General features: G+C 69.1%; 19 protein-coding genes. 5 read left to right on the top strand and 14 right to left on the bottom strand.

The features are described from left to right. The first annotated feature begins 35 nt into the window (after positions 1-35). The 3 genes from BQ2383_RS01195 (at position 36) to BQ2383_RS01185 (ending at position 4,668) form a co-directional block, all read left to right on the top strand. Entirely contained in the window at positions 36-1,547 is a 1,512-nt protein-coding gene (locus tag BQ2383_RS01195) for a DUF7059 domain-containing protein (protein ID WP_091027970.1), read from the top strand. A 28-nt stretch (positions 1,548-1,575) separates the two neighbouring features. Then, positions 1,576-2,631, top strand: a complete 1,056-nt coding sequence (locus BQ2383_RS01190) for an LLM class flavin-dependent oxidoreductase (RefSeq protein ID WP_091027966.1) — start codon at positions 1,576-1,578, stop codon at positions 2,629-2,631. Between the two features lie 81 nt (positions 2,632-2,712). Next, positions 2,713-4,668, top strand: a complete 1,956-nt coding sequence (locus BQ2383_RS01185; protein WP_167381510.1) for an MSCRAMM family protein — start codon at positions 2,713-2,715, stop codon at positions 4,666-4,668. A 76-nt stretch (positions 4,669-4,744) separates the two neighbouring features. Here BQ2383_RS01185 and BQ2383_RS01180 read toward each other — a convergent pair whose 3' ends face one another. The 9 genes from BQ2383_RS01180 to BQ2383_RS01140 form a co-directional block, all read right to left on the bottom strand. After that, complete coding sequence (locus BQ2383_RS01180; RefSeq protein WP_091027959.1) at positions 4,745-6,508, bottom strand: alkaline phosphatase family protein; 1,764 nt, start codon at positions 6,506-6,508, stop codon at positions 4,745-4,747. 97 nt (positions 6,509-6,605) lie between these two features. Beyond that, positions 6,606-7,649 carry an ABC transporter ATP-binding protein gene (locus BQ2383_RS01175; protein ID WP_091027956.1) on the bottom strand — a complete coding sequence of 348 codons (1,044 nt, stop codon included), beginning with the start codon at positions 7,647-7,649 and terminating at the stop codon, positions 6,606-6,608. After that, positions 7,649-8,449, bottom strand: a complete 801-nt coding sequence (locus BQ2383_RS01170; protein ID WP_205829381.1) for an ABC transporter permease — start codon at positions 8,447-8,449, stop codon at positions 7,649-7,651. The genes BQ2383_RS01175 and BQ2383_RS01170 overlap by 1 nt, the downstream gene beginning before the upstream one ends. 2 nt (positions 8,450-8,451) lie before the next feature. Next, entirely contained in the window at positions 8,452-9,279 is an 828-nt protein-coding gene (locus BQ2383_RS01165; RefSeq protein WP_029264225.1) for an ABC transporter permease, read from the bottom strand. After that, positions 9,276-10,355: an ABC transporter substrate-binding protein gene (locus tag BQ2383_RS01160; RefSeq protein WP_091027949.1), complete on the bottom strand. Its 1,080-nt coding sequence runs from the start codon at positions 10,353-10,355 to the stop codon at positions 9,276-9,278. Before BQ2383_RS01160 ends, BQ2383_RS01165 begins: the two co-directional genes overlap by 4 nt. 41 nt (positions 10,356-10,396) lie before the next feature. Next, the gene (locus tag BQ2383_RS01155; protein WP_017829890.1) at positions 10,397-10,867 is read right to left on the bottom strand and encodes a DUF3830 family protein; all 471 of its coding nucleotides are present in this window, start codon (positions 10,865-10,867) and stop codon (positions 10,397-10,399) included. After that, the gene (locus BQ2383_RS01150; RefSeq protein WP_167381509.1) at positions 10,864-11,622 is read right to left on the bottom strand and encodes a gamma-glutamyl-gamma-aminobutyrate hydrolase family protein; all 759 of its coding nucleotides are present in this window, start codon (positions 11,620-11,622) and stop codon (positions 10,864-10,866) included. Before BQ2383_RS01150 ends, BQ2383_RS01155 begins: the two co-directional genes overlap by 4 nt. Next, positions 11,619-13,109, bottom strand: coding sequence for an aldehyde dehydrogenase family protein (locus BQ2383_RS01145; RefSeq protein ID WP_091027946.1), 1,491 nt, complete (start codon positions 13,107-13,109; stop codon positions 11,619-11,621). The genes BQ2383_RS01150 and BQ2383_RS01145 overlap by 4 nt, the downstream gene beginning before the upstream one ends. A gap of 115 nt (positions 13,110-13,224) precedes the next feature. Then, a complete protein-coding gene (locus BQ2383_RS01140; protein WP_167381508.1) occupies positions 13,225-14,250 on the bottom strand; it encodes an Lrp/AsnC family transcriptional regulator in 1,026 nt (341 codons plus the stop codon). A gap of 121 nt (positions 14,251-14,371) precedes the next feature. Between BQ2383_RS01140 and BQ2383_RS01135 the strand changes: the two genes are divergently transcribed. Beyond that, entirely contained in the window at positions 14,372-14,701 is a 330-nt protein-coding gene (locus BQ2383_RS01135) for a DHCW motif cupin fold protein (RefSeq protein WP_091027940.1), read from the top strand. Positions 14,702-14,784: 83 nt separating this feature from the next. On the opposite strand, the gene BQ2383_RS01130 is transcribed toward BQ2383_RS01135, so the two are convergent. Together BQ2383_RS01130 and BQ2383_RS01125 are read right to left on the bottom strand one after the other, a co-directional pair. After that, positions 14,785-15,432 carry a hypothetical protein gene (locus BQ2383_RS01130; RefSeq protein ID WP_091027935.1) on the bottom strand — a complete coding sequence of 216 codons (648 nt, stop codon included), beginning with the start codon at positions 15,430-15,432 and terminating at the stop codon, positions 14,785-14,787. A 138-nt stretch (positions 15,433-15,570) separates the two neighbouring features. Continuing rightward, positions 15,571-18,129, bottom strand: a complete 2,559-nt coding sequence (locus tag BQ2383_RS01125) for a purple acid phosphatase family protein (RefSeq protein WP_091027931.1) — start codon at positions 18,127-18,129, stop codon at positions 15,571-15,573. Positions 18,130-18,291: 162 nt separating this feature from the next. Here BQ2383_RS01125 and BQ2383_RS01120 point away from each other — a divergent pair, with 162 nt between their 5' ends. Continuing rightward, the gene (locus BQ2383_RS01120; protein WP_091027928.1) at positions 18,292-19,719 is read left to right on the top strand and encodes a CCA tRNA nucleotidyltransferase; all 1,428 of its coding nucleotides are present in this window, start codon (positions 18,292-18,294) and stop codon (positions 19,717-19,719) included. Between the two features lie 9 nt (positions 19,720-19,728). On the opposite strand, the gene BQ2383_RS01115 is transcribed toward BQ2383_RS01120, so the two are convergent. The 3 genes from BQ2383_RS01115 to treZ are packed head-to-tail and all read right to left on the bottom strand — an operon-like array spanning position 19,729 to position 22,262. Then, a complete protein-coding gene (locus BQ2383_RS01115) occupies positions 19,729-20,121 on the bottom strand; it encodes a type II toxin-antitoxin system VapC family toxin (RefSeq protein WP_140403279.1) in 393 nt (130 codons plus the stop codon). Next, positions 20,108-20,455: a FitA-like ribbon-helix-helix domain-containing protein gene (locus BQ2383_RS01110; RefSeq protein WP_091027920.1), complete on the bottom strand. Its 348-nt coding sequence runs from the start codon at positions 20,453-20,455 to the stop codon at positions 20,108-20,110. The genes BQ2383_RS01115 and BQ2383_RS01110 overlap by 14 nt, the downstream gene beginning before the upstream one ends. Positions 20,456-20,507: 52 nt before the next feature. Then, positions 20,508-22,262: a malto-oligosyltrehalose trehalohydrolase gene (gene treZ / locus BQ2383_RS01105; RefSeq protein ID WP_279627341.1), complete on the bottom strand. Its 1,755-nt coding sequence runs from the start codon at positions 22,260-22,262 to the stop codon at positions 20,508-20,510. Between the last annotated feature and the right edge of the window lie 6 nt (positions 22,263-22,268).

The following is a 22,268-nucleotide window of genomic DNA, read 5'->3' as shown; positions in this document are numbered from 1 at the left end:
AGGCTCTGCGAAAGAGAACCCTGAAGACGCGTAGAGTGACGGCCGTGTCCGACACCCCCGCACCGGTCCCAGACCCGCTCCGCACGGCCGCGCTCGCCGCGGATCTCGACGCTGCGGACCTCCGCTCCGAGCCGCTGCGGCGCCTGTGGGGTGAGGAGGCGGACGACGCACTCGCCCGTGGGATGCGGGAGCCGATCCTGCGGGCGATCGACGGCGAATCGGGGCCTCTCGCGACGCTCGGCCGTCTGCTCGTGCTGGGGATGCCGCAACCGCGTGCTCACGTCAGTGATGCCTTGCCGCGGCTCGGGGTGGACGGACTCGTCGCGCTCGGTCTCGCCGAAGCGGATGCCGAGACAGTGACGCCGACGGCCCTGCTGCGACCGCAGTCGTTCGTCGATGCCGAGGGCGTGGGGGAATGGTGGATCGCGAGCGATCTCGACGAGGTCGCCCTCGACGGCCCGCTGCCGGCAGACCACGTGCTCGGCGTCGGCGGGGCATCGCGCACGCTCGCCGAGACAATCGTTCCGATCGAAGTGGAGCGCGCGCTCGACCTGGGCACCGGATGCGGCATCCAGGCGCTCCTCGTCGCACGACGGGCCGGGACGGTGGTCGCGACCGACATCTCGACCCGGGCCCTCGCGTTCGCCGAACTCAACGCCCACCTCAACGGGGTGACGAACATCGATTTCCGCCACGGCAGCATGTTCGAGCCGGTCGCGGGGGAGGCGTTCGACCTGATCGTCTCGAACCCTCCGTTCGTGATCACCCCGCGCGTCGAGGGGGTTCCGGCGTACGAGTACCGCGACGGCGGTCTCGTGGGTGATGCCCTGGTCGAGCAGTTCGTCCGCAGCGCCCCTGCCCATCTGACGCGGAACGGCATCGCGCAGCTGCTCGGCAACTGGGAGTCGAAGACCGCCGTCACCGGGCTCGCGCGTCTCGAAGCCTGGGTGCCGGCCGAGCTCGACCTGTGGGTGATCGAGCGGGAGGAACTCTCGCCTCTGGGCTACGCGGAGCTGTGGATCCGCGATGGTGGGACCACGCCCCGCGACCCCGCATTCACGCCGCTGCTGACCGCATGGCTCGACGACTTCGCCGCCCGCGGGGTGACCTCGATCGGCTTCGGCTACGTGCTGATGCGCCGGGGCACTTCGGCCGAACCACTGCGGCGCACCGAGCGCATCGCCCAGCACATCGCGAACGTCGGGGCCGCCCTGGCGACGGGCCTCGCGGCGCAGGATGTGCTCGCCGAAGGGCTGCCGGCCACCCTGGTGGTCGCTGCCGACGTCACCGAGGCGCGGCACCTGATGCCGGGAGATGACGACCCGAGCGTGATCGAGCTGCGTCAGGGCGGCGGCTTCGGCCGCACGATCTCGGTCGACCCGGCTCTCGCCGGTTTCGTCGGTGCCTGCGACGGCGAACTCACCGTGGCGCAGATCGCGGCCGCGCTGGCGGACCTCTTCGAGGTGCCGCTCGCCGACCTGTGGGCGGAGCTCGAGCCCCGCATCCGCTCCCTCATCCTCGACGGCATCCTGCTGCCGGGGGAATAGACCTCTGATTCATGCGTTGGAATAGATCATGAAGGCTTTCGGATTCCTCTCTTTCGGTCACTATGCCGACGTGCCCGGCTCGGCGACCCGTACCGCGGGCGACATGTTGAAGCAGACGATCGAGATCGCCGAAGGGGCCGACGAGATCGGTGTGAACGGCGCCTCGGTGCGGGTGCACCACTGGGCGCGTCAGGCCGCTTCCCCGATGCCGCTGCTGTCGGCGATGGCCGCGCGTACGAAGCGCATCGAAGTCGGCACCGGCGTGATCGACATGCGCTACGAGAACCCGTTCCAGTTCGCCGAAGAGGCGGCCGCCCTCGACTTCATCGCCGACGGCAGGATCGCGCTCGGCGTGAGCCGTGGTTCACCCGAGACGGCGCTGCGCGGCTATGAGACGTTCGGCTACGTCGACGAAGAGGACCCGGAGCGCGGCAGTGTGCTCGCGCGGGAGAAGTTCGACCTGTTCCTGCGGGCGATCGACGGCGAGGGCCTCGCTCCCGGTGACCCGCGGATGGTGGGTGCCGGTCGGTACCTCGCGATCGAGCCGCAGTCGCCGACCCTGCGCGATCACATCTGGTGGGGCTCGGGTTCGCGCGCCACGGCCGAGGAGACCGGACGCAAGGGGCTCAACATGATGAGTTCCACCCTCGTGACCGAGGCGACCGGTCAGCCGTTCCACGAGCTGCAGCGCGAGCAGATCGAGCTGTTCCGTTCCTCATACAAGGAGGCAGGACACACCGGCCGCCCGCGGATCTCGGTCAGCCGCAGCGTCTTCCCGCTCGTCTCCGACATGGATCGGGCGTACTTCGGCCTGCGCAGCGAAGAGAACGCCGACCAGATCGGTGTGATCGATGGATTCCGCTCGACCTTCGGCAAGACCTACGCCGCCGAGCCGGACGTGCTCATCGCGCAGCTGAAGCAGGACGAGGCCGTGATGGCCGCCGACACCCTCCTTCTGACGATCCCGAACCAGCTCGGGCCGGAGTACAACCTGCACGTGCTGGAGGCGTTCGCGACGCACGTCGCGCCGGCGCTCGGCTGGAAGCCCAACACGGAGGGACCCGTTCAGGGCGACGCCGTCTGAGGACGGGCGCCGCCCTCGATGGGCGGCCCGTATCGAGGAATTCACTTTCGGACCGAAGCGGTATACCAGTACTCTGACCGCATGCGTGCCTCTCGCAGAGCGACCATCGCCGGAACCATCGTCCTCATCGCGGTGCTCGTCGGCGCCCTCCCGGCCTCGGCCGCGACCGTCGCCTCCTGGGCGACCTGGCAGCCGCTCGTCGGTGTCGGCGGGGCATTCACGACGTCGGTGCAGGTGGCGGCGAAGCCCGCCATCACCGCGACCGTGACCAGCGATTCGCGCGGCGGACAGGTCGGCGTGATCAGCGGTGCCTCGACCTGGCTCTCGGAGGGCACCGCGATCGGGGCGAAGTACGGCTCGAGCAGGGACCAGCCGTACCTGAACCTGCGCCCCCGGGCCGACAACGCCACGAGCCCCTCGACCACGACGTACTCCTTCGCGACGCCGACCCCGACTTCGGGATGGGCCTTCGCAGTGGGGGACATCGACGCGGACTCGGTGCGCATCCAGGCCGTCGCCCCCGATGGACATGTGCTCGACGCGACCGAGATCGGGCTGCGGGACCGGTTCAACTACTGCGCCCCCGGAATCGCGGGGAAGCCTTCGTGCACCGGTGCTGCCGATGACGTGCCGAGCTGGGATGCCACGACCCTCACCCTCACCGGCAACGCGGCGGCCCTGGACACCAGCGGCGCGGCGGCCTGGTTCGAGCCGAGCACCCCGATCAGCTCCCTCAGCCTGATCTTCACCCGCCGCTCGGGCCTTCCCGTCTACCAGACGTGGTTCGCGTCGATCGCCCAGGACATCACCGGCACCGTCACCGACACGGGGGCGCCGACGCCCGGCGTCACCCTCACGCTGACGGACGCGAACGGCACGGTCGTGGGGACGACGACCACGGCGGCGGACGGAACCTACTCCTTCCCCGGGTTCGTCGCGTCTGACGGGTACACGGTGCGCGTCACCCCGCCCGCGGGCAAGATCTCGACCGGCCCGACCACAGTCGCCGCGAACCTCAGTGCGGGCGACGCGGTCGCCGACTTCGGGCTGCGCGACATCGTGCCCGTCGCGGTCTCCGGAACCGTGACCGACACCACCGGTGCTGCGGTCCCCGGTGCGACCGTCACGATCGACGGCCAGACCACGACGACGGATGCTGACGGGAACTACCTGTTCGACCAGGTGGCCGTCGGGACGCATCCCGTGTCGATCACGACCCCGCCGGGCTACACGGTCGCCACTCAGCCGCCGCCCGTGACGGTTCCGGACGGCAGCGAGACTCCGATCACCGACGTGGACTTCGTGGTCGCCGAGAACGCCGACCTGCGCGGCGCGGTGCGCGCCAACGGCACGGGTGTGGCCGGCGTCACCGTGACCGCGGTCGCTCCCGGCGGGGCGACCCTCACACGGGTGACGGATGCGTCGGGGGCGTACTCGTTCCCCCGACTCGCTGCCGGTGACTACACGATCACGATGACGACGCCCGCGGGATTCGTCGCGACGTCTCCGGCCACGCGGAACGAACAGGTGGCCGCGGTCGACGTGGAGAACGTGGACTTCGAGCTGGCGCGCCTCGGCGCGATCGACGGCTCCGTGCGCGATGACGACGGTGCCCCCGTCGCGGGCGTGGTGGTGACACTCACCGGACCGGGCGCGCCGCAGCAGCTCACGTCCGACGCGGACGGCACGTTCGGGCTCGGCGCCCTGCCGCCCGGCGCCTACACCCTCACGGTTGTGCCCCCGACGGGCACGAGCGTCGTCGGCTCGGCGACGCGCACGGTCGTCATCACCGCCGCCGGAGACGTGATCGCCGAGCAGGACTTCACGCTCGCCGCCGATGCCGTCGTCGTGCCGCCGGACCCGACCGACCCGCCGGACCCGAGCACTCCGCCGACCAGTGGGGGCAACGGGACCGACCCGCTTCCCGCGACGGGACTCGGGCCCGAGACGCTCGCGTGGGCGGCCGGCGGTGCTGCCGTTCTCCTCCTCGGCGCGACACTCCTGATCCTCGGCCGCCGGCGCTCCGCGCGGAAGTAGCCCGGGCGGAGAGTCGCACCCGCGTCGCACAGTCCCCCGGGAATCGTGCGACCGCGGGCGAAGACTGCGATCGCGGTCAGCTGCTCTTCGGCGGGCCGAACAGCTCCTCGCCGTGCTCGTGGAGCAGCTTGTACGCGTCGGCGAAGGTCTCCGGCTCCTTCTCGCCGGGTTTGCCGTACCGGGCCAGAAGCAGCCCGAGCAGCCCGCGTGCCGGGGGCGTCAGCGGCTTGAGGTGCTCCTTCACATCGGGTTGCGGCACCGCTTCCTCCGGATTCGGCGGCGTGTACGAGGGCTTCGTCGTCGGCCAGTCGGCCGGATGCCGGGGCTGATCCAGATTCACGACGTTGAACAGGGTGTTGGCCGAGGCGTCGCGGTCGTTGAGCGGCTTCAGACCGTGCAGACGCGAGAGCGTCGCCGTGACCGAGCCGTGGTGCATCTCGTCGTGGATGATCGTGCCGCGCTTCGTGTACGCCGACACGGCGATGGCCGGGACACGGCATCCGAGTCGATCGAAGGTGAATCCCATCTCACCCGCTTCGGTGTCTTTCGTGGGCTTCGTTGCGGCGGGCGGCGGCACGTGGTCGTAGCATCCGCCGTGTTCGTCGAAGGTGATCAGCAGCAGGGTGTTGACGGCGTTCGACCCCGTCGGCGACGCGCTCGTGCGCACCGCCTCGTAGATGTCGTGGATCAGCAGGTCACCCGCGCGCACGTCGGAGATCGCGCTGTCGAAGACCTCTTCGCCCTCGACGAAGCCCTCCCGCGGTGAGCCGAACGGCGGGTGGAAGTCGTTGTGGTCGTAGACCATCCGCGGCTCGATGAAGGCGTACGCGGGGAGCTTGCCGTCTTTCGCGTCGGCGTAGAAGTCCTCCATCGTGCCGAAGTGATCCGTGCGCCAGTACTTCTCCAGCACCGGTGCGTGCAGCATGCCGGTGAAGGAGACGAGTTGGAGCTTGTCGATGTAGATCTTCCAGTCGAGCTTCTTCTCTTCGAGCCGGTTGAACACCGTCGGCGCTGCGGGTGCATCGATCCACTTGTCGTAGCCGCCGCCGGCCTGGTTCGTCACGAAGCCGTGCGACGTCGAGGCGTGGAAGAAGGAGCGATTGCAGAACGTCTGTGACGGGACGCCGGCGTACCAGTGGTCGAACACCGCGAACTCGGCGGCGAGCGTCGACAGCACCGGCAGCATCGCGGGGGAGAAGGAGCCCATGATGTGCTTCGCCTCGTCGACGCTCGGCTCCTTGCCCTTGCGCAGCCGACGGAAGTTGATGATGTAGTCCTGGAGGAACCCCGACATCGAGGCCTTCTCGCCGTTCGTCGGGGCGTTGTAGGGCGCCTCCATCTGGTCGACGAAGAGCTCGGCATTCGACTTCGGATCCACCGTTCCGAAGATCTGGGTGTTGACGTGCGGATACTCCTCACCCGGATCGGGATCGGGGTGACTCATGATCCGATCGGTCTCGCCCTCGTAGACGTGCGCCTCGACCACGGTGCCGTCGGACGCCTTGTTGCTGTGCGTGCCGAATGCCAAGCCCTCGAACGTCTCACCCGCCGGCAGGTTCTCCTTCGAGTAGAGATACCCGAGGAGATTGTCGAACGAGCGGTTCTCGCCCATCACGACCACGACGTGGTCGAACCCCGGCTCACTGCGCGGGGTCAGCGCGGCGTACGGGTCCGGATCGTCGGCGAAGCCGTCGCGCGCACCCGCCGCGACGGATGCTCCGATGGCAGCGCCGCCCGCGCCACCGACGACCGCGCCCGCGAGGGCCGCCCCGCCGATCTTGAAGAAGCCTCGGCGGGAGGTGTCGGGTGCGGGGGAGGACTGCACGTCATCGTCGGCCATGCCGCGATCCTATGGCCGTGGCGTCTCATCGCCGTGGGATGCCGTGGAACTACCCCTGGTGAAGATGCGTCGGGTCGGTGATCGAGGGGCCGGGCCTTCAGGCGGCGGCGATCCAGAGCAGGGCGCCAGCGCGCCAGCCGAGACCGGCGGTGCCTTCGGGGATCGGATCCTCGTGCCGGGGACGCACGACCCTCATCCGCTTGCCGGCGAGCTCGACGATGTAGACGATGTCGGCCCCGCGGTAGACGTGGGCGATGACGTCGACGCTCACCGGGGCGTCCGCGCCGACGGTGGGGGACAGGTGCAGGTCCTCCTGACGGAGCACCACCTCTCCGCCGCCGTCCGGGCCCGCGCCGGTCAACGGCATCTGGATCCCTGTTCCGTCGAGCGTCGCGACAGCGCCCGAGCGGGTCGCCGGAAGGAGGTTCGCCGCCCCGATGAAGTCGGCGGCGAACGGGGTGCGCGGTGCGCCGTAGAGCTCGGCCGGTGCACCCTCCTGCTCGATCACACCGCCGTTCATGAGGACGATCCGGTCGGAGAGGCTCATCGCCTCCTCCTGGTCGTGCGTGACGAACACGGTGGTGAGCCCGAGTGTGCGGTGCAGCTCCTTCAGCTCGACCTGCATGTCTTCACGCAGCCGGGCGTCGAGGTTCGACAGCGGCTCGTCGAGCAGGAGCACGCGGGGCTCGAAGGCGATGGCGCGGGCGAGTGCGACGCGCTGCTGCTGACCGCCCGACAGTTGCGCCGGCATCCGATCGGCGAGGTGTCCCATCTGCACGCGCTCCAGAGCTCGTACAGCCAGCTCCTTCTGCTCGGCCTTGGACTTCTCGCCCGACATCCGCAGACCGAAGCGCACGTTCTCGACCACGCTCATGTGCGGGAAGAGCGCGTAGCTCTGGAACATCATGCCGAGGTGCCGCTTCTCGGGCGGGAGCTTGGTCACATCCTGACCCGCGATCTCGATCGTGCCGCCGCTGGGCGACTCGAGACCCGCGATGCAGCGCAGGAGTGTCGTCTTTCCGCAGCCCGAGGGGCCGAGGAGGGAGACGAACTCTCCGGACTGCATCGAGAGGTCGATGCCCTTGAGCACCTTCGTCCCCTTGAAGTCCTTGGTGAGTGAGGTGATGGTGAGTGTTGTCATCAGACGAACAACCTTCCCAGGCCGATGATGCGTTCGAGCACGATCATGAGGACGACGGTGAGCAGGACCATGAGAGTCGAGACGGCCGCCACGGTGGGCGACGTGCTGAACTCCAGCTGGCCGTAGATGGCGATGGGGAGCGTCTCGAGCTGCGGGGTGCGCAGGAAGAGGGCGATGACCGCATCGTCGAACGAGATGTTGAAGGCGAAGAAGGCACCGGCGGCGATGCCGGGGCGGGCGATCGGGAGCACGACCAGCCGATAGCGGTTCCAGGTGCTGGCACCGAGAGTGCGCGCCGCCTCCTCGGTGAAGTGGTCGGCGCGGGTCATCACACCGGTCACGGTGCGCATCACGTAGGGGATCGCGATGACGATGTGGATCGCGATCAGCACACCCACGTTGGGCGAGCCGATCGTGAGCGACGCGATGGAGAGGGCGCCGATGGCGAGGATGATCGTGGGGATCGTCAGCGGCGACATCAGCAGCGCCTGGATGGCCGCACCGCCGGGAACCTTGAAGCGGGTGAGCGCGAGCGCGGCCGCGGTGCCGATCGCGGCGGCGAGGATCGCGACGGTGATACCCACGAGCAGGCTCAGGCGGAACGGCTCGAGGTACGTGTCGGAGGTGAGCGCTTCGACGTACCAGTCGAGCGTGAAGCCCTGCCCGGGAAAGGTCAGGAAGCGGTTCTCGCCGACCGAGGCGCCGGCGACGACCATGAGCGGCACGAGCATGTACAGCGTCACGATGACGCCGAGGACGATCGCGAGGATTCTGCCGAGGATCGGAACGGAACGGACCATGGTCACACCTTCTGCTTCCCGAGCCGGGACGTCGCTGCGAGCACGAGCATGACCCCGGCGAACAGCAGCACGGCCTGCGCGGCCGCGAACGACCAGTCGAGGTTGGTGGTCGCGTCGACGTAGATGGTCTGCGCGAACACCGGGATCTGGGCTCCGCCGATGAAGCGGGGGGTGATGAACGAGCTCACCGACAGGACGAAGACGAGCGAGGCGCCGGCGACGATGCCGGGCACAGCGAGGGGGAGGACGACGTGCCGCAGCGTGCGCCAGAATCCGGCGCCGAGGGTGCGGGACGCCTCTTCGAGCTGCGGGGTGATGCCCGAGATGACACCGAGGATGCTGAGCACCGCGAAGGGGAGGAGCACCTGCACCATGGCGATCACGACGCCGGTCTCGGTGCCGAGGAAGCCCTGGGTGCCGCCGACGAGGAACTCCGCGCCGGGGATCTGCATCATCAGCCCGGAGGGTCCCATCAGGACGACCCATCCGAACGTGCGGACCACGACGCTCGTCATGAGCGGGAGGATCACGACGATTAGGAGGAAGGAGCGCACCTTCGAGCCGGCTCGGGCCATCACGTAGGAGAGGGGGATGGCGATCACGAGCGTGATCACCGTCTGGATCACCCCCAGGCGGAGCGAACGGAGCGCCGCCTGGAGGTGATATTCACTCGTGAACAACCGGGTGAAGTTGTCGAGGGTGAACCCGCCTGCCGACGATTGCACGCTCATGAGGAGCATGCCGGCCACCGGCGTGACGAAGGCGAGCGCGAGCAGTGCGATCGCCGGCAGGAGCAGGAGCCAGGGCTCCCTACGGGTTCGGACGCTCATTTGGTGATCAGCGCATTCCACTCGTCGGTCCAGGACTGACGGTCGGCGGCGATGTCGCCGGGCGCGTAGACCACGACCGTGTCGAGCTCGTCGCCCGTGAGGACCGCATCCGCCGCGTCGTCCGAGAGCTCCGCCTTGGTGTTGACCGGCGAGTACCGCATGTTCTCCGCGAAGACGGCCTGCGCTTCGGGGCGCAGCTCGAAGTCGATGAAGAGCTTCGCGAGGTCGGGGTTGTCCCGGCCCTCGACGACGTTCGCCGTGATGAGGGAGGCGGTGGCGCCCTCCTCGGGCACGATGAACTCGACCGGAAGACCCGCATCCTGCAGTGTGCCGGCGTAGTCCATCGCGTAGGGAGCGATCCACGTGTCGCGCTGGGCGAAGGCGGTCTGCAGGTCGGGCGACGTCGGGACCACGATCGCGTCACCCGCCGAGGCGAGTGCCCCGAGGTCGGCGATGGCCTTCGAGGGGTCGTCGATTCCGCCGCCGAGAGCGTCGGCGACTCGGAGCATCGAGAGCACGCCGTACGTGTTCGAGAAGTCCGTGAGGGCAACGTGACCGGCGTACGCGTCGTCGAACAGGTCGAGCCACGAGGTGGGCGCCGGAGCATCCGCCTCGGTGTTGTAGACGAGTCCGATCGGCGCCAGCTGGATGACGGGGCCTTCGCCGCGCTCGAGCCCCGCGGTCGCGAGGTCGATCAGGTCACCGGACTCGGACAGGTCGTCGGCCGCGATCGGGGCGATGAGCCCGTCCTGAGCGGCCGTGAACTCCTGGCCGCCCGAGAAGTGCACGACATCGATCTGCGGGCTGGCCTTCTGGGCGGTGACCTGTGCGAGGGCGTCGGCGCTGTACAGCGTGATCAGCTCGACCTTGGCGCCGGTCTCCTCCTCGAAGGGATCGACGACGGCCTCGATGAAGGCCTTCTCCCAGTCGCCGCCGAAAGAGGTGACGACGATGGTCTCGCCGGCGAACTCCTTGTCGCCGGAGGATGCGGTGTCGTCACCGGATGCGCAGCCGGCGAGGATGAGGGCGCCGGTGGCGACGAGCGCTCCGGTGGTGAGAATTCTTCGGGTATTCATGCACTGCTCCTTCGGGATGGGTCCAGCACTGAGTGAACGCCTTAGACCAGGCGTCCGATGGTGAGCTGCTTAGCTCCGTCGATGCGGATCGCGGCGCTCTCCTTGGCGAATTCCGCGAGTCCTTCGGTGATGCCGCCCCAGATGTTGACGGGTGTCCATCCGAGCGGGCCGAGAGTACGGGCACCACGATCGTAGAAGACTCCGATCTCGTACCACTCGAACGGCAGGCCGCCCATCTGCATCGGACGCTGCCAGTACCACTGCAGGTCACCCGGTGCGGGCACGACCTGCTGGTTCTCGAACGGCACCTTCTCGGGGTCGAAGTTCTGGGCCTCTTCGGGAAGGCCGACCATGACCTCGGGTCCGGCGTACATCGCGTGCATCGCCTGCATGGTGACCGGCTTCTCCAGCGCACCCCACATGGCCTCGCAGGTGCGAGGGGCGAGGTCCTCGAACAGGGTGGCGACGGCGCGGACGCCGTTCTCGTACTCGAGGAAGACCTGCTTGGTCATCGTGTTCCTTTCTCTGCAGCGGGGTGTTCCGCTGCGCGTTCACGGGCGGCCGAGACGAACGCCGCGAACAGCGGCATCTCCTCTGCGGCCTCATCGGGGGCGATCATCTTCTCGGGGTGCCACTGCACCGCCCAGAAGGGCCAGTCGTCGTCGGCCTCGACGGCTTCGACGATGCCGTCCGGCGCCCAGGCGACCGGATGGAGGCCGGGGGCGGGGACGTCGATCGACTGGTGGTGGATGGTGTTCACGACGCGATTCCGCGTGCCGTAGAGCGCCGCGAGACGGCTGCCTTCGGCGAGCGTGATCGGATGCCGGGCCGCCAGCTGCTGGTCGGCGCCGCGCACGGGCTGGTGGTCGGCGGTCGTCGGGATGTCGACGATCAGCGATCCTCCGAAGGCGACGTTGCTGACCTGGAGGCCGCGGCAGATCGCCAGCACCGGCAGACCGCGTTCACGGGCTCCGCGGGCGAGCGCGAGTTCGTAGCCGTCGCGCGAGGGGTCGTAGTTCTTGCCCTCCTGCGGCGCGGCGCCGTAGCGCGAGGGGTGCACGTCTTCTCCGCCGGAGAGCACCAGCCCGTCGAGGCGATCGAGCACCTCGTCGACACCGGCGGTCGGCGGCAGCAGCACCACGGCGCCGCCCGCGGCCTCGATGGGCGCCGCGTACTCCGTGCCCAGGCTGTGGGCCGGGCGACCGCTTCCGAGGTCGGTTTCGATGAAACGACGCCAGGTGGTGATGCCGATGAACGGGCGGGTCACGAGAGCTCGATCCAGGTGGTCTTCAGGTCGGTGAACTTCTCCAGGGCGTGCAGGCTCTTGTCGCGGCCGAAGCCCGATCCCTTGACGCCGCCGAAGGGGATCGTCATGTCGCCCTCCTCGAAGCAGTTGACCCAGACGACTCCGGCGCGCAGGCGTCGCGACAGGGTGTGCACGGCATTGAGGTCGGTGCTCCAGAGGGCGGCGGCCAGACCGAACTCGGTGCCGTTGGCGATCGCGAGTGCGTCTTCGACGTCGTCGTACGCGATGACGGAGAGCACAGGACCGAAGACCTCGCGCTGGGCGACCTCGTGTTCGGGGGTGACGCCGAGCACGACCGGGGCGAAGTAGCTGCCGCCGTCGACGGCCCGGAACCGCTCGGCACTGCCGGCGGCGAGCTCGCCGCCCTCGGCCTGGGCGCGCTCGACGAATCCGGCGATGCCCGCGAGCTGCCTCTCGCTGACGATCGCGCCCATCGAGGTGGCGACGTCGAACGGGTCGGCGGGGAGGCTCGTGCGCGCGACCTCGGCCGCGATCTCCAGCGCGCGGTCGCGCTGAGAACGCGGCACCAGCAGGCGGGAGGATGCCGTGCACATCTGCCCCTGGTTGTAGAAGCAGCCGTCGGCGGTGGCGCGCACGGCCCGTTCCAGGTCGGCATCCGGCAGCACCAGGCTCGCGGTCTTGCCGCCGAGCTCGGGCCAGACGCGCTTGCCGTTGGACGCGGCCGAGTAGCCGAGGAACTTCCGGCCGACCTCGGGCGAGCCGGTGAAGGTGACCACGTCGACGTCGGGGTGTTCGCCGAGTGCGCGGCCGGCGACCTGGCCGGTGCCGGGCGTGACGTTGAGGACGCCGGCGGGGATGCCGGCCTCGACCGCGAGCTCGGCGAGGCGCAGCGCGGAGAACGTGGTGTGCTCGGCGGGCTTGAGCACGACGCTGTTGCCGACCGCGAGGGCGGGGGCGAGCTTCCACGCGGTCATCGTCAGCGGGAAGTTCCATGGCACGACGGCGGCGACCACTCCGGCCGGCTCGCGGGTGACCAGGGCGAGGCTGTTCGGCGCGGTGACCGGCATCTCGTCGAGCACCTTGTCGGCGGCCTCGCCGTACCAGCGGAAGCAGTTCACGACCGCGCGCAGCTCGGTCTGCAGGGCCTCGCGGATGGGCTTGCCCATCTCGAGCGAGATCGTGAGGGCGAGCTCCTCGGCGTTGTCGTGGATCTTCTGCGCGAAGGCGATGAGCAGCTGTCCGCGCTCGCGGGGTGCGATGCGCGACCAGACGCCGGAGTCGAACGCGGCGCGGGCCGAGCGGACGGCCCGGTCGACGTCGGCGGCGGAGGCGGCCGTGATCGGCGGGAGCGCACGACCATCTCGCGGGCTCACGGGAGTCAGCGGCTCGGCAGAGCCCGCCTCCCACGCGCCGTCGATGAACATGCGCGTGTGCAGGGGCAGCGTCGCAGCGCGATCCGCCCAGTCGTCTCCCGTAGCCGTGAACACGATCGTCCTCTCCAGGGGTGTTGGCCCTGGAGAGGATACTCGCCCTATTTCGCCACTAGGTCAAGCGGTTAAGAACTATCTCGCCATTTCGTTACATGTCAGTAACAGAATCGGCCTATAGGCGGATGGCGCCGGTAGGCATGTCGTTCGCCAGCGCCTCGGGCGCTTCGTCGACGATCAGCGAGCCGCGCAGCACCGGGGTGATCACCACGAGCGACTCCACGACCTCGAGACCCTCATGCCCTGCGACTGCCGGGCCGGTGAGGAAGCGGTAGAACTCGTCGGCGTCCTTCACGAGCACATTGGCGAGCAGCTGCGAGGTGCCGGTGGTGGCCGCGATGAACTTCACCTCGGGGGCGGCGGCGAGGGCCGCGCCCACCTTCTCGAGCCGGGCCATCGGCACGCGCAGCCATACGAGAGCCTCGAGTCCCAGACCGAACAGGCTCGGCACCACCTCGGTGCGCGGGTGCATCAGTCCGCGGCGGCTCAGCGACTCCATGCGTCGCCGGGTCGTCGTGACGTTGAGGCCCAGGGCGCGGGAGAGCTGGGCCACCGGCATCCGCCCGTCCTTCAGGAGCAGTCGGATCAGAGCCTCCTCATCGTCGCTCAGGGAGTCGGCGGGGTCGACCTCCGAGCCGGACGACTCGTCGAGCATGCGTGCCTGTTCGTCGGTCAGCACGCCCGCACGCCAGTCGTGCCCCGAGCGGAAGAACTTCAGGACCGTGGTGACGTTGATCGAGTCGATGCCCTCGAGCTCGGGGAAGTCGGTGAACAGCAGCTCGCGGATCGAGGCGTCGTCGTGGGGGAGCAGCATGCCGGCGATGTCACTGCTGCCCTCGAGCACCGAGACCGATGAGGCATCCGCGCGCCGGGCGAGGGTGCGCGCGACGTGCCACAGGGCGTGCGGGTCGGTCGTGATGCGGAACAGCACCGCGCGGGCGTGCAGTACGCGGGCGGGGTCGACGTAGGTGGAGACGCGGACCAGTCCGCGATCGAGCAGCCGCTGACCGCGACGGGCGACGGTGCGCTCGGGCAGGTCGACCACGCGGGCGATCTCTCCCCACGACGCACGGCCGTTCACCTGCAGGGCCGCGGCGACGATCCGATCGGTGTCGTCGGCCATCACATCGTTCGCGGGCACGGGCTCTCCTTCAGCGGGACGGACTCGGTGGAAGGTTATCCCAGTCCGGGGTCGCGCTGAGGCGTCGGTGGTCTCTTCGGCGCGGCAGGGTGGAGCGTCGCCGATGACCCATACTGAACCGATGAACCTTCCCGGACACGCCTTCAGCACCACCACCTGGGCGGAGATCGAACCCACCATCCACCCGGGAATCACGGGGCAGGCGGTCTGGCGATCACAGCAGATCGGCGACACCCGCATCCGCATGGTCGAATACTCGCCGGGCTACGTCGCCGACCACTGGTGCTCGCGCGGCCACGTGCTGTTCGTCGTCGAGGGCACCCTCGAGACAGAGCTCGAAGACGGTCGGACCTTCACTCTGCACGCCGGGGAGAGCTATCAGGTCGGCACGGACATGGAAGCCCATCGCTCGAGCACCGAGACCGGCGCGCGTCTGTTCGTCGTCGACTGACGTCCGGCGTCCTTGCCATCCCGACTGTCAGGCTGGTGACCTAGGTCGTCGGCTGCTCGCCACCCCTGACCCGTGGACTCGAATCAGATGTCGCTGAAGTCGTTGCCACCAGTGCTGAGACGGGAGACGGCGTCGTCGGTGATCTTCAGGTCGATGTACTCCACACCGACCTCACCGGGATTCACGAGGGACGACGTGCCAGGAACCTCTCGGACGCCGATACTGAGATAGTCGGCGGTGCCGTCGCCGTCCTCATCCCACCCGTCCACGGCTCCCGCGGCAATCGCCTCGGCGCGCGTCGAACCGATGCCGATGCCCTCCGGGGTGCGGAACGTGACGCCGGGGGCATCCGCCGACACGACGAGATCGATACGGGGCTCTCGGACCGTCGCTTTCGTTCCTTCCCAATCGAACCCGGCGTACACGCTGCCATAGGGACCCTCGACCGGACCTTCGATCGGTGCCGATCCGAATGCATCGGTGAGGGCGGCGACAGCACCCTCCGAGTCGTCGTACGCGATCACGGGTCCGCTGTCGACCGAAAGCCCGTCGACGGAGATCTCGACGATGCGGTCAGCCGGCGTGGGGGTGGCGGAAGGAGAATCGGCGGGCGATGACGTCGGTGACGGGGAGGCTGATCCGCCCGTGCTCGCGGGGGTGCAGGCGGTGAGCGAGAATCCCAGCAGTACGGCTGCAGCGGAAGCGAGGACGAGGCGGGAGCGACGGTGCATGGCACGAGCCTAGGGTGAGCGTGGGGGAGGGGGCTGACCCGCAGCGAGCGCAATCTGCATCGTTACCGATGGGAGATCTGTGCGCAGCAAGGGCGCCGCCGAGGTCGAAACCCCGACGGCGCCCGTGGATGCTGCGGACTACTCCGCGTCGATGACCTCCACCGCCGCGTGCTGCCGACGGCGGCGCATCGCGAACAGGCCGAGGCCCGCCGCGAGGAGCACGACGGCCGCGACGATGTACGGCACGCTGTCGGCACCCGTGGTGGCGAGGTCGCCGTCCGGGCCACCGGAACCGCCCGAGCCGTCGCCCGGAGTGACCGCTCCGCCGCCGGACACCGCGGTGACGGTGACGGAGGCCGTGACCTCGGTGCCGTCCGGCAGGATCGCGGCGAGCGTGTGCGCCCCGGCCGGAGTGTTGGCCGGGATCGTCACCGTGCGCTGGAACGATCCGTCCGCACCGGCGGTGGCCGTGCCCAGCTGCACCGGGTCGGAGCGCAGCTCGAGTCGCAGCTCGGCGCCTTCCGCGAAGCCACTGCCCGAGACCGCGAGGGTGCCGCCGGCCGTGACGGATGCTGCGCCCAGCTCGATCTCGGCGGGAACCTCGGGCTCCGGCGTGACCGGAGGCGTGACGCCCTTCTCGGTGACCCACTTCTCGCCGGCATCCGACTTCGTCACCGTGAACGTGTCGTACACGGCGCCGACGGGGAGGTCGGTGGTGGCATCCGGCTGCTTCTCCGCCAGGTACGAGCGGTAGACGAGCTGATTCTTCGATACGTCGATCACCTGGTAGGTGGTGACGCCCTGGCCGCGCAGCACCTGGGTGGCGCCGTTGTTGGTCCAGACGTTCTTCTCGGGCGTCTCGAGCTCGTAGTGCTTCGCGCCGGAGTTCGACACCACGTAGACCGGGCCGGTGGTGATGCCGGGCGTCTCGGTCGCGTCGGTGTTCACGTAGCCGCGAGCATAGGTGTGATCGTGGCCCATGAGCACCAGGTCGATGTCGTTGCGCTGGAACACGGGGACCCAGTCGGCGCGGAGCTTCGGCTCGTCGCGACCCTCGGATGCCGAGAAGACCGGCTGGTGGAAGGTGACGACGTTCCACTTCGACGGGCTGTTCTGCAGCAGCAGGTCGAGCCAGGCGCCCTGGAAGCGGATCCACAGCTCCTCGCCCTGGGCGATCGGGCAGTCGGCACTCGTGCACGACGGCAGCGCCGGCGGGGTGAGGAAGGTCGCGTCGCGCGTCGCGTTGAGCGTGATGAAGCGCACGCCCTGGTAGTCGGTGTAGTACGCGGTCTCGGCGGCGAAGGCGCTCCAGTGCTCGAAGAGGGCACGGTACTGGGCCGCGACCTCGGTGTCACCCTTGGCGAGATCGGCCAGTTCGCCGATGGAGCTCATCGACGGGTTGTTGTGCGGGTACTCGAAAGCGGCCTTCCACGCGGTGAGCAGCTTGTCGCCCGAGTACTCGTGGTTGCCGGGGGCGGCCATCACGTTGGTGCGCACGGCCGAGTCCTTCATGCCCTTGAACCAGTTGACCCATTCGTCCTCGTTGCTGGACTTGTTGATCAGGTCGCCCGCGTGCACGGAGCCGATCGAGCGCGGAGCGTTGGCCTCCGCCTGCTTCACGACGCTCGGCCACGTGGTGTCGAGTCCGATCTGCGCGTCGCCGTAGTAGATGAACTGGAAGTCGGTCGCCTTCGGGTCGGCCGTGCGGAACTCGTACCAGTCGCTCCAGCTGCCGGGCAGGCCGACGCGGTAGCGGTATTCGGTCGCCGCAGTGAGACCGGTGACGGTCGCCGAGAAGTGCTTGTTCGGGTTGCCGTTCACGACACCGGCGTCGTACGCGTCGACGGTGCGGATGTCGCCACCCGCGGTCGGCGCGATCTCGACCTGTCCGACCGTGTGCGACGCGTCGCCGGCGAGCCAGGAGAACGCCTGGGAGATGGCGGGCTGCTCGGTGGGGGTCAGGATGACGCGGGTCGGCGGGGCGATCACAGGCGTACCGGGGTCGGATGCCTTCACCAGGGTCAGCGACGACATGTCGAAGTAGATGTCGGAGCTGGTCTCGCGGTCCTGGAACAGCGAGACGGCGATCGTGTTGGTGCCGTCGTGCAGCAGGTCGCCCTCGGCGCTGAACGTGGTCGTGAGCGGGTCGCCGTTGGAGTCGCCGGCGTACTCGACGTTCTTCGTGTCGGTGATGCGGCCGTCGACATAGCGGGCGACTTCTTCGCCGTTGATCCACACGATCACGGCGTCGTCGTAGGTGATGGTGCTCTGCAGCGCCGCGACCTGCTCGGCGACTCCGGCCTCGAGCTCGAACGTCGTGCGGAAGAAGTACGTCGGCACGGTCGGCGCCGCAGCCCCGTCGAGGTAGTGGTTCAGGAGCGTCTTCGGCGTCTGAGGGCCTACCGATCCGAGCTTGCCGTTCTTCGCGCCGAACGAGCCGGGAGCGGTCTTCCAGCTGCCGTCGTCGAACGCCGGGAGCGTCCAGTCGCGGAGTGCGGCCGGGGCGGGCGACGGGTCGGATCCGTCGTCGAGGTAGTGCCAGGCGGTGTCGCCGGTGACCAGCGATCCGGTCGGCACCTCGGGCTCGGGGGCGGCGAGGGCCGCGGGGGCGACGACAGCGCCGCCGAGCAAGGCGAGGAGCGCGACGGACGTCAGTCCGTGACGCCGCCAGCGCACCGCAGGGGTGGGGGAGGTCATGTCAGTCCTTCATGGGGGTGGGGTTCCGTGCTCAGCCGCACGGGGCTCCTCCACCCCATCGGTGTCGGGTGACGGGAGGCTGGCCTTCGGGCGACCGGGAGGTGAACGGTGCGTCCGGTACCTGCCGAAGCCCCACCGGCCCGCCCCGGTACGCTGGAAACCATGCTCAACATGGCTGACGGCCTCGCCCGTCTCGGTGCGCTCGCCGAGAACGCGGTCGTCCGCACCCTCGCGACCGCGTTCGCGGATGCCGGTTTCGACCTGGCCGTGGTCGGTGGTCCGGTGCGCGATGCGCTGCTGGGTCGGGCGACGCACGACCTCGACTTCACGACGAACGCCGCGCCCGACGACATCCTGACCATCGTCACCCCGATCTCGACCGCGCAGTGGGACATCGGTCGCGCATTCGGCACGATCGGTGCGCGCGTGCAGGGCGAGCAGGTCGAGATCACGACCTATCGTGCCGACAGCTACGACGGCGTGACCCGCAAGCCCACTGTCGAGTTCGGCGACACGATAGACGGCGACCTCGTGCGCCGCGACTTCACCGTCAACTCCATGGCGCTGCAGGTACCCGCCGTGAAGCTGGTCGATCCGACCGGTGGCGTGGAAGACCTCATCGCCGGCATCCTGCGCACCCCAGCTGACCCGCGGATCTCGTTCGGCGACGACCCGCTGCGGATGCTGCGTGCTGCCCGCTTCAGCGCCCAGCTCGGGTTCCGCGTCGAGGGGGCCACGGCCGAGGCGATCGCCGAACTGCGCGAGACCCTCAAGATCGTGAGCCCGGAGCGCATCCAGTCCGAGGTCGTGCGCCTCATGCAGACCGACGATCCGGTGCGCGGTATCCGCGTGCTGGTCGACACCGGTCTGATCGACGAGTTCCTCCCCGAGGTCACCGAACTGCGCCTCGAGGTCGACGAGCACCACCACCACAAAGACGTCTACGAACACTCCCTCACCGTGCTCAGCCAGGCGATCGAGCTCGAGCACTCCCGGCATCCGGGCGCCGCCCCCGATGTGCCGCTACGCCTCGCCGCGCTGCTGCACGACATCGGCAAGCCGCGCACGCGCAAGCTCGAGCCCGGTGGCGTGGTGACGTTCCACCACCACGACGTCGTCGGCTCGCGCATGGCTCGCAAGCGCCTGCAGTCCCTGCGGTTCGATACCGACACGACCGATGCCGTCTCCACGCTGATCGAGCTGCATCTGCGCTTCTTCGGTTACGCCGAGGGCACCTGGACGGATGCCGCAGTGCGGCGGTACGTGCGCGACGCGGGTGACCTGCTGGAGCGCCTGCACATCCTCACCCGCGCCGATGTCACCACGCGCAACAAGCGCAAGGCCGGACGCCTGGCGAGCGCGTACGACGACATCGAGTCGCGCATCGCGGCGCTGCGCGAGCAGGAGGAGCTCGACTCCATCCGTCCGGAGATCGACGGCAACCGCATCCAGCAGGTGCTCGGCATCGCGCCGGGCCGCGGGGTGGGCGAGGCGTACCGGTTCCTGCTCGATCTGCGTCTGGACGAGGGCGTGCTCGGTCCCGACGTCGTGGAGCAGCGGCTGCGCGAGTGGTGGGCTGCGCGTAGCTGAACCCCGGGGTCAGCGCAGTTCGGGGACGATGATCTCGACCTCGTCGGACACGAGCTCGAAGTCCTTCGGGTTGAACGTGAGGAAGGCGGCGCCGAGCGCGTAGGCGTGCCCGGCCAGCATGATGTCCTTGCTTCGGGCGTGGGCGGGACGGTTCAGGATCACCCGTGACGCGAGGCGCGCGTAGCCATCGGCGGCGGCTTGATCGAACGGAAGCCAGTCGGCTTCGAGCAGCGCTGACAACCGCATCAGTTCGTTGCGTCGACGGCGACGGAGAACCGGATCTGTCGCCCGCTCGACTCCGAGTTGCAGCTCGGAGTACGCGATTGCACTGAGCGCCACGTCAGCCGGCGGCAATCGGACGGCATCGAGCCGGATGAGGACGTTCGTGTCAAGAAGAATCACGGCTCTCCCACGGATCTCTGAAGGAGTCGAGGAAGAACGGGTTCTTGCGGTCGGCCTCCAGTTCGGCCAGCCATTCCTCCCGCATCTTGTCCTGTTCCGGAGTCGACGGGTTCGCATCGACCCTCGCCATCACCTCGCTCGAGGGGACAGAAAAGCGTCGCGGGCGGGGCATCCGCTGCTCGAGCTGTACTTCGAGCCCGCTCTCATCGCCCTGCGCCAAGCGTGTCAGCACATCTCGCACCTCGGCCTCCATCGAGCGAGAGTTCCGCCGGGCGCGTTCCTTGAGTGCGACGACGACATCGTCGCTGAGATTCCGGATGGTCACGGTCGCCATGTCTGCCTCCTGACAGCACAATGCTAGCACTCGGCGACCTGTCGTGCCGGGGCTAATCGGAGGGGCGGGCGATCACCGCGGCGGTGTCCGGCGGGAGGGCGACCGCCCCGCTCTCGTGCACGGAGTCTCCCGTCGACAACAGCACCTCGTACCCCGGCGCGACCTCGTACGTCGCCGGCTCGGCCGAGAGGTTCACCAGCACCGAGAGCCCGCCCCGATCGATGCGGTACACCCGGTGCTCGGGGCGCCCGTCCGTGTCGCGAACCTCGACCCGCGTGCTCCTCGCATCTGGATCGGTGAGCTCGCCGCGCTCACGCCGCAGTCGGGCGAGGTCGCGGTACAGCCTGAGAAGACGGTCGTGCACCGGGTCGTCGAGTTCGCTCCAGTCGAGGTGCGACCGCCGGAAGGTGTCGGGGTCCTGCGGGTCGGGCACGGCATCCGGGTCCCACCCCATCCGCGCGAATTCCGCGGTGCGTCCCTCGGCGACGGCCCGCCCGAGCTCGGCCTCGGGGTGCGAGGTGAAGAACTGCCACGGGGTGGACGCGCCCCATTCCTCTCCCATGAACAGCATCGGTGTTCCCGGCGAGGTCAGCGTCAGTACGGCGGCCACCGCGAGCCGGTCGGGCGAGAGCGTGGCCGAGAGCCTGTCGCCCGCCGCACGGTTCCCGATCTGGTCGTGGTCCTGCGCGAACGTCACCAGGCGCCAGTCGGGCACCTCCGGCGGGATCGGCGATCCGTGCGGGCGCCCGCGGAACGACGAGTACGTGCCGTCGTGGAAGAACCCGCGTTCCGTCACCTTGGCGAGAGCGTCGTGCGCGGCGAAGTCGGCGTAGTAGCCGGTCGTCTCGCCGGTGAGGGCGACGTGCACGGCATGGTGCCAGTCGTCGGACCACTGCGCGGTGAGCCCGTGGCCACCGGCCTCACGCGGAAGGATCATCACGGGATCGTTGAGATCGGACTCCGCGATGAGGCTGAGCGGCCGGTTCAGCTGTGCGGAGAGGGCATCGCCCCGCGTCGCCAACTCCCGGAGGATGTGGACCGGCTGCCGGTCCCGCAGGGCGTGCACGGCATCGAGCCGCAGCCCGTCGACATGGAAGTCGCGCAACCACATCAGCGCGTTGTCGATGATGTATTCCCGCACGGGCGGCTCGTCGAGGTTCACCGAGTCGCCCCAGGCGGTGCCGTCGCCCTCGCGCAGGTAGGGCCCGAACTTCGGCAGGTGGTTCCCGCTGGGCCCGAGGTGGTTGTACACGACGTCCTGGATCACGGCGAGGCCGCGCCCGTGGGCGGCGTCGACGAACCGCTGATACGCGGCCGGGCCGCCGTAGGCCTCGTGCACCGTGTACAAGAGCACCCCGTCGTACCCCCAGTTCCAGTGCCCGTTGAAGGCGTTCACCGGCAGGAGCTCGACGTGCGTCACGCCGAGGTCGACGAGATGATCCAGTCGCTCCGTGAGCGCGTCGAGCGTGCCCTCGGGGGTGAACGTGCCGATGTGGAGCTCGTAGATCAGGCCGCCTGCGAGCTGTCGGCCCGTCCAGGAGACGTCGTTCCACGCGTGGGCCACGGTGTCGAAGACCGCCGACGGGCCGTGCACGCCCTCCGGCTGCCGCCGCGAGCGGGGGTCGGGCCGCAGCTCCTCCTCGTCGTCGATCACGAAGCCGTACCGCTCGCCGTCGCCGAGGGTGACGTCGCGGCGCCACCACCCCTCGGCCGCCGGGCGGAGGTCACTTTCGTCGACCGTCGTGCCGTCGCTGTCGATCCGCCGCAGCCGCATCCGATTCGCGCGCGGCGCCCACACCTCGATCACCGGGGC

Origin of the sequence: Microbacterium oxydans (genome assembly GCF_900095745.1) — a bacterium.
Taxonomy (GTDB): domain Bacteria; phylum Actinomycetota; class Actinomycetes; order Actinomycetales; family Microbacteriaceae; genus Microbacterium; species Microbacterium oxydans_B.
The sequence above is the reverse complement of the archived record's forward strand: the minus strand, read 5'-3'. Positions and strand labels throughout refer to the sequence as shown.